At 35.3% G+C, this 4,912-nt stretch carries 6 protein-coding genes; all 6 read right to left on the bottom strand.

The window, feature by feature from the left end; translation table 11 throughout:
- On the bottom strand, positions 1-465 hold a 465-nt coding region (locus NZ519_12110; protein ID MCS7029499.1), incomplete at its 3' end, for a formyl transferase.
- Between the two features lie 79 nt (positions 466-544).
- Positions 545-1,003, bottom strand: coding sequence for a PIG-L family deacetylase (locus tag NZ519_12105; GenBank protein MCS7029498.1), 459 nt, complete (start codon positions 1,001-1,003; stop codon positions 545-547).
- The gene (locus NZ519_12100; GenBank protein MCS7029497.1) at positions 997-1,608 is read right to left on the bottom strand and encodes an HAD family hydrolase; all 612 of its coding nucleotides are present in this window, start codon (positions 1,606-1,608) and stop codon (positions 997-999) included. Before NZ519_12100 ends, NZ519_12105 begins: the two co-directional genes overlap by 7 nt.
- A gap of 22 nt (positions 1,609-1,630) precedes the next feature.
- On the bottom strand, positions 1,631-2,590 hold the full coding sequence (locus NZ519_12095; GenBank protein ID MCS7029496.1) for an ATP-grasp domain-containing protein: 960 nt from the start codon (positions 2,588-2,590) through the stop codon (positions 1,631-1,633).
- Positions 2,587-3,573 carry a radical SAM protein gene (locus tag NZ519_12090; protein ID MCS7029495.1) on the bottom strand — a complete coding sequence of 329 codons (987 nt, stop codon included), beginning with the start codon at positions 3,571-3,573 and terminating at the stop codon, positions 2,587-2,589. Before NZ519_12090 ends, NZ519_12095 begins: the two co-directional genes overlap by 4 nt.
- A gap of 27 nt (positions 3,574-3,600) precedes the next feature.
- Positions 3,601-4,596: a class I SAM-dependent methyltransferase gene (locus tag NZ519_12085; protein MCS7029494.1), complete on the bottom strand. Its 996-nt coding sequence runs from the start codon at positions 4,594-4,596 to the stop codon at positions 3,601-3,603.
- Positions 4,597-4,912: the final 316 nt, after the last annotated feature.

Genomic DNA, 4,912 nt, shown 5'->3' with positions numbered 1-4,912 from the left:
AAAAGGCTTGATTTTTAGCGATTTTATGTCTTCCCAGTTTTCTTTGAAAAGTTCTTGAATTTCTCTTTGAAGTTTGACGTAAGAGCTTCTTAGAGTTTCTTTGTCTTCGTCTATGAAAACTTCCTTTTGAATTAGTATGTCTCCCGCATCTACTTCTTTATCTACAAGATGGATACTAACTCCCTTTGGTGTATCTTCTAAAAAGCTCCAAACATTAGGGTAATACCCTCTATTGTATGGCAGGTAGGAAATGTGAAGATTTATTACCCTTGGATGATAGGCTTTTATCACTTCCTCAGGTATTATGTGTTTGTAGTTATAGCTTACTATAAACTCTGGGTTTACGCCTTTGAGCATTTCAAGGTTTATGGGCTCTTCAGTGTATATTACTTCCTCCCCTACTTCCTCAAGCCAAGCCTTTAGCTCAAGACTGTGCTCGTTACCACCAAGTAGTAGAACTCTCATGGTAGGATTCTTCTTACGAGCTTAAAGCCCTCTGCGTACTCCGCACCAACTTGCATACCTCTCAATCTGGCTAAGTATTCTATTCCTTCTGGTGAGCGGCGTATATTTCCCTAACAAACATGCCCGGCTGTGGTCTTGTGGCAGTTATAACAGCTCTATAAGTTATCTGATGGTCTATGTTAAGGTCATTCCAATAGTGGGTAAAAATCACCTCTGGATTTATTTCAGCAATTACCTTCTCTATTGTTTTCACTATTTGAATTAATTCAACGCCATCAAACCTGTTGTCTGGAAAGTCAAAAAAGAAAACCTCTTCTACTCCCAATAGTTTATTTGCTTCTTTTACCTGCTCCCTTAGTTGTTCAAGTTCCTTTTCCCTTAATTTAGTATCTCTCCTTTCATCTCTTGAAGTTATGCCCTCTCCGAGTATAAGGGTGTAGACTTTAGCTCCGTTCTGAGTGAACTTTGAAATAGTTCCTCCGCACGCAAGCACTTCATCATCAGGATGGGCGAGAATGAGAAGTATTGTTTCTAACACATTAGCCCCTTTAGAGACAACAACGTATCAATCTGTCTTACATTTTTAGGTATTTCCTCTACTATTGGACCACCTTTAAGGTATATAAACTCTATACCGGCAGATTGAGATGCAACACCATCAACCTCATACCAGTCCCCAACAGAAAATGTTTCAAAACTATTGAGTTTATACTTTTCAAGAAATTTTATAAAGTAGTAAGTATTGGGCTTTCTGTATTCTCCTTCTCCCACTGCATAATCATCTATCAGTTTGTCGAGTTCTAACTTCTTTATTTTATATTCTTGCACCTCCTTTATACCATTTGTTATGACAAACTGTTTTATACCCAAGCTTTTAAACTTAATTAATAAGTTTGCAACTTCATCTTGAAGTTGTATGTTAGTTTTATAGCTTCTATAGAAATGAATTATGTGTTCCTTATCAAATCTACATTCAAAAGTATTACATATTATGTCTATTAGATTTTTCTTTGGTTCATTGTTCTGCCACTCTTTAAGCCAAAAATTTTCAACTTCATTAGAGTTCTCTGGAAAAAACTTCTGCGCACAGGCAGAAACTCGCTGTCTTACGTCAAGGATTTGAGGATAAAGCGTGTTGTCCAAGTCATAAAATATAGCGCGATGTTTAATCATACACAAATATCTCTTTGTATAATCTGTACATTTTCAGATGTTTTGGTTTGCCAAATATTGTAATTTGTTGTCCTGTTTTCCACTCTATAAAGTTTTGCAATAGATCAACTCCACTCATTATTGAAAGTATTATAGTTCCACTCGGTCTACAGTTAAGGTCTGTTGGATAAAATGTGTCATTCCTTTGTATAAACTGAATATTGTATAGACCCTCTAACGCAAGTTTACTTGCAATTGTAGACACAAGATTCTCCAATACACTTGATTCAACCACTTCTCCGACCGTGCTAAATCCACTATGAGCTATTCTGCGTCTTACTACCATGTTTAATACTTTACCTTTTATGGCGAAGAAATCAACAGAATATTCGTCACCTTGTATATAATTTTGTATTATAAAGTCATCCAACTCTATTTTTTTTCTCTTTAACCTTTCTACCACACAATTTATATCCTGATAATCTTCCGCTATTATGAGTCCTTTGCCTCCGCTAGATAAACGAGGTTTTATAACAATAGGATAATCAACACTATCTTGATAGTGCATATAGTTTGTAAGTTTTGATGTTTTGGGAAGCTCTATTCCCAGAGTTTTCAGTTTATTATATAAAAGGTACTTATCTTGTAGGCTTTGTAAATCCTTTCGGAAGTTCATAAGAAATATGGTCCTCCACTTTAAACCTTGACTGAGAAATTTTTCATTCCAGAATAATATCTCCGGCTCAAGCCAAGATATGTAAAAATCTACATCTTCTTTTGCTATTATTCTACCTACATATTCCTCGTAGTCCGGTTCGCTAACCTTTGGCACTGTAAAAAATTTATCAAACAATGGAGCTCCTGTAGCATGTTTGTTTGAGTCAATGCCTATAGGCGAGTAGCCTTTTTTCCTGAAGTAATCAACCACACCCGCTATAGTACCTCCACCAGCGGGTGATATTAATATTTTCATGTTTCTATTCTTGATAGATATGTCTGAAAACTCAGCTCATCAAGATTATCCTCTTCGTAAGCATATTCGGGCGTATAACAAGTTCCACAAGCGGAGATAGACTTGTATCCATAGAGTAAAATAGAAGACCTTATCAAGTTCCACTTAAGCCCGTTCCATATTTCAACCGGTCGTTGATTCCTTAAGTCTCCTACTACGAGCCTTTGTGCATAGTCATTACAACAAATACTCACCTTTAAGTCTGAATGTATGACCATTTGAAAGAAAGGCATAGGACAAGTTTTAATAGACTTGCGCTCAGAGAGTGGTTTAAAGTTTTTTGTGAAACTCCCTTCTTTTTCTGTCCAGTCCATCAGATGTTTCTCGAAAACGCCATCGCAAATCTCAACAAGCTTATCTTTTATCTTTTTGGCGTTTTCATCTTTGAAAATGGAACAATTTATATTAACTTGAGAGTTTGTTATATCTCTTAACCTAACCAATTTGGATATAGCACTTAAAATCTCTTCAAGACTATACTTAGAATTTGTGCTTTCCTTAAAGGATTTTTCATCAGCGCCGTATATTGATATGTTTATATAGTCAACCCCTGAAGACAATAAACTTTCAGTGTCCACTGACTCTAATAATGAGCCATTTGTGCTTATAACTATTCTTTCAGCTATGTCTTCCTGCTTGGCTTTTCTTATCATTTTAACAATATCCTTATGCAAAAGTGGCTCGCCAATCATGTAAAGGTTGAGAACTTTAACCCTTTTGAAATCTTCCCTGATAAGTTCTACTATTCTCTCAAACTCCTCATATCGCATCGTTCTATAGGGTCTTATTTCAGTGTAATTTGACAAGCTTAATGGGCATGATATACACTTAAATGTGCATTTGTTTGTAGGTTCAATATATACAGAGAGTGGGCGCTCTAATGGCACAACATCCTTGAGATTGACTCTACGTGCTACAAACTCATTATAGTTTTCCTGCCTCATAATTATGTTATGTAAATCGTCCATTCGCTATATAACATAAATCCTTTCAAATGTCAAGCCTATTCTTCTGGCAAGCTCTTCTATCTCTCTATAGAACTGTGATAGTATTATTACACCACTGAACTTAATACCGATCAAACTTTCGTACGGTGTCACTTCTATGCCTATGCCTGGTATAAACTTACCATGCCTACTTTTATCACTATCTGTCAAAAGGATTTTACAAACTTGCTTCTTCGTAAGCTCCAAAAGCTTATCACGTATCAAGTTCAATACAATAATTGCAGAAGAGCCAGAACCCCATAACAGGTAGCTACCACCACTTTCAAGTATACTTATTAAGCGTTCTACTTGAGATTGTGTATTTAGTTTTTCCCTATGCAGGCAGCTTAACACTTCTTCATAGGTTTCTTTTTTGTTTGCGTCATCTTTTAATCCGCCATCCTTTGATATAATGAGTCTTAGAACTGGATAATTATTGAAGTAGTTGTCTATCTCGTATTCAAGTATTTTAGCACTTACAAGCTTACAAATTTCTTGGAATGAACTCACAGAAAAGAAGAACATATGTTCATGCAAATGTCCGCAAAGATATGGCACTTCTATAACTATTTTTCTGCCCAAGGTTAAACATTTTTCTATGATAGATACGGGATCTTTAAAATGTTCTAGCACATGGACTAAAATAAAAACATCAATATCAATATCTAAATTAGTTTCACTGGTGAAAAATTGATTAAAAACCCTTACTCCATGTTTCTCCGCTATCTGTGATAAGGCTTTTGAAGGTTCTATACAGTAGGTGTGTTTGTATCCAAAATCCCTAAGTATTTTTAATAGATATCCATCACCGCACCCTATTTCTACAATTTTCTCTTCTTTTGAGATGTGTCTCTTAATAAAGTCCAAAATACCAATGAACTTTTCTCTGCCAATACCGCTAGAAGGAAGTATTGTTTCGTAATCTCCATATATCTCATATAGAAGTCTATCATCTAATGGATTACAGTTAATACCAGACAAACATGATTTGCATAGTTTTGCAATAAAAGGATGATTGGGATAAGCATTTACTTTAGATTTTTAAACAGGCTTATAAATAACTGGCATTTCTTCAAACCTTATATACTCTTCTAGTTCACTACTTCCGCATATGGGACATTTCTCAATCATAGAAACTTACCTCCATTCTTCCACAAAATTATATATTAAGGTCTCCCCAGTAATGGGTAAAAATCACCTCTAGCTTTATTTCAGTAATTACCCTTTCTATTGTTCTCACTACTTCAATTGACTCAACACTATCAAATCTATTGTCTGGAAAGCTAAAGAAAAAGAC

Source organism: Bacteroidia bacterium (genome assembly GCA_025056095.1).
In the GTDB taxonomy this organism is placed as follows: domain Bacteria; phylum Bacteroidota; class Bacteroidia; order JANWVE01; family JANWVE01; genus JANWVE01.
Note: the sequence above shows the minus strand (reverse complement) of the source record. Positions and strands in the feature narration are given on the sequence as shown.

What these genes read in the sequence shown, in the direction of transcription:
- NZ519_12095 (MCS7029496.1), bottom strand. Translation starts at nt 2,590, where the DNA reads ATGAAAATATTAATATCACCCGCTGGTGGAGGTACTATAGCGGGTGTG.
- NZ519_12090 (MCS7029495.1), bottom strand. Translation starts at nt 3,573, where the DNA reads ATGAGGCAGGAAAACTATAATGAGTTTGTAGCACGTAGAGTCAATCTC.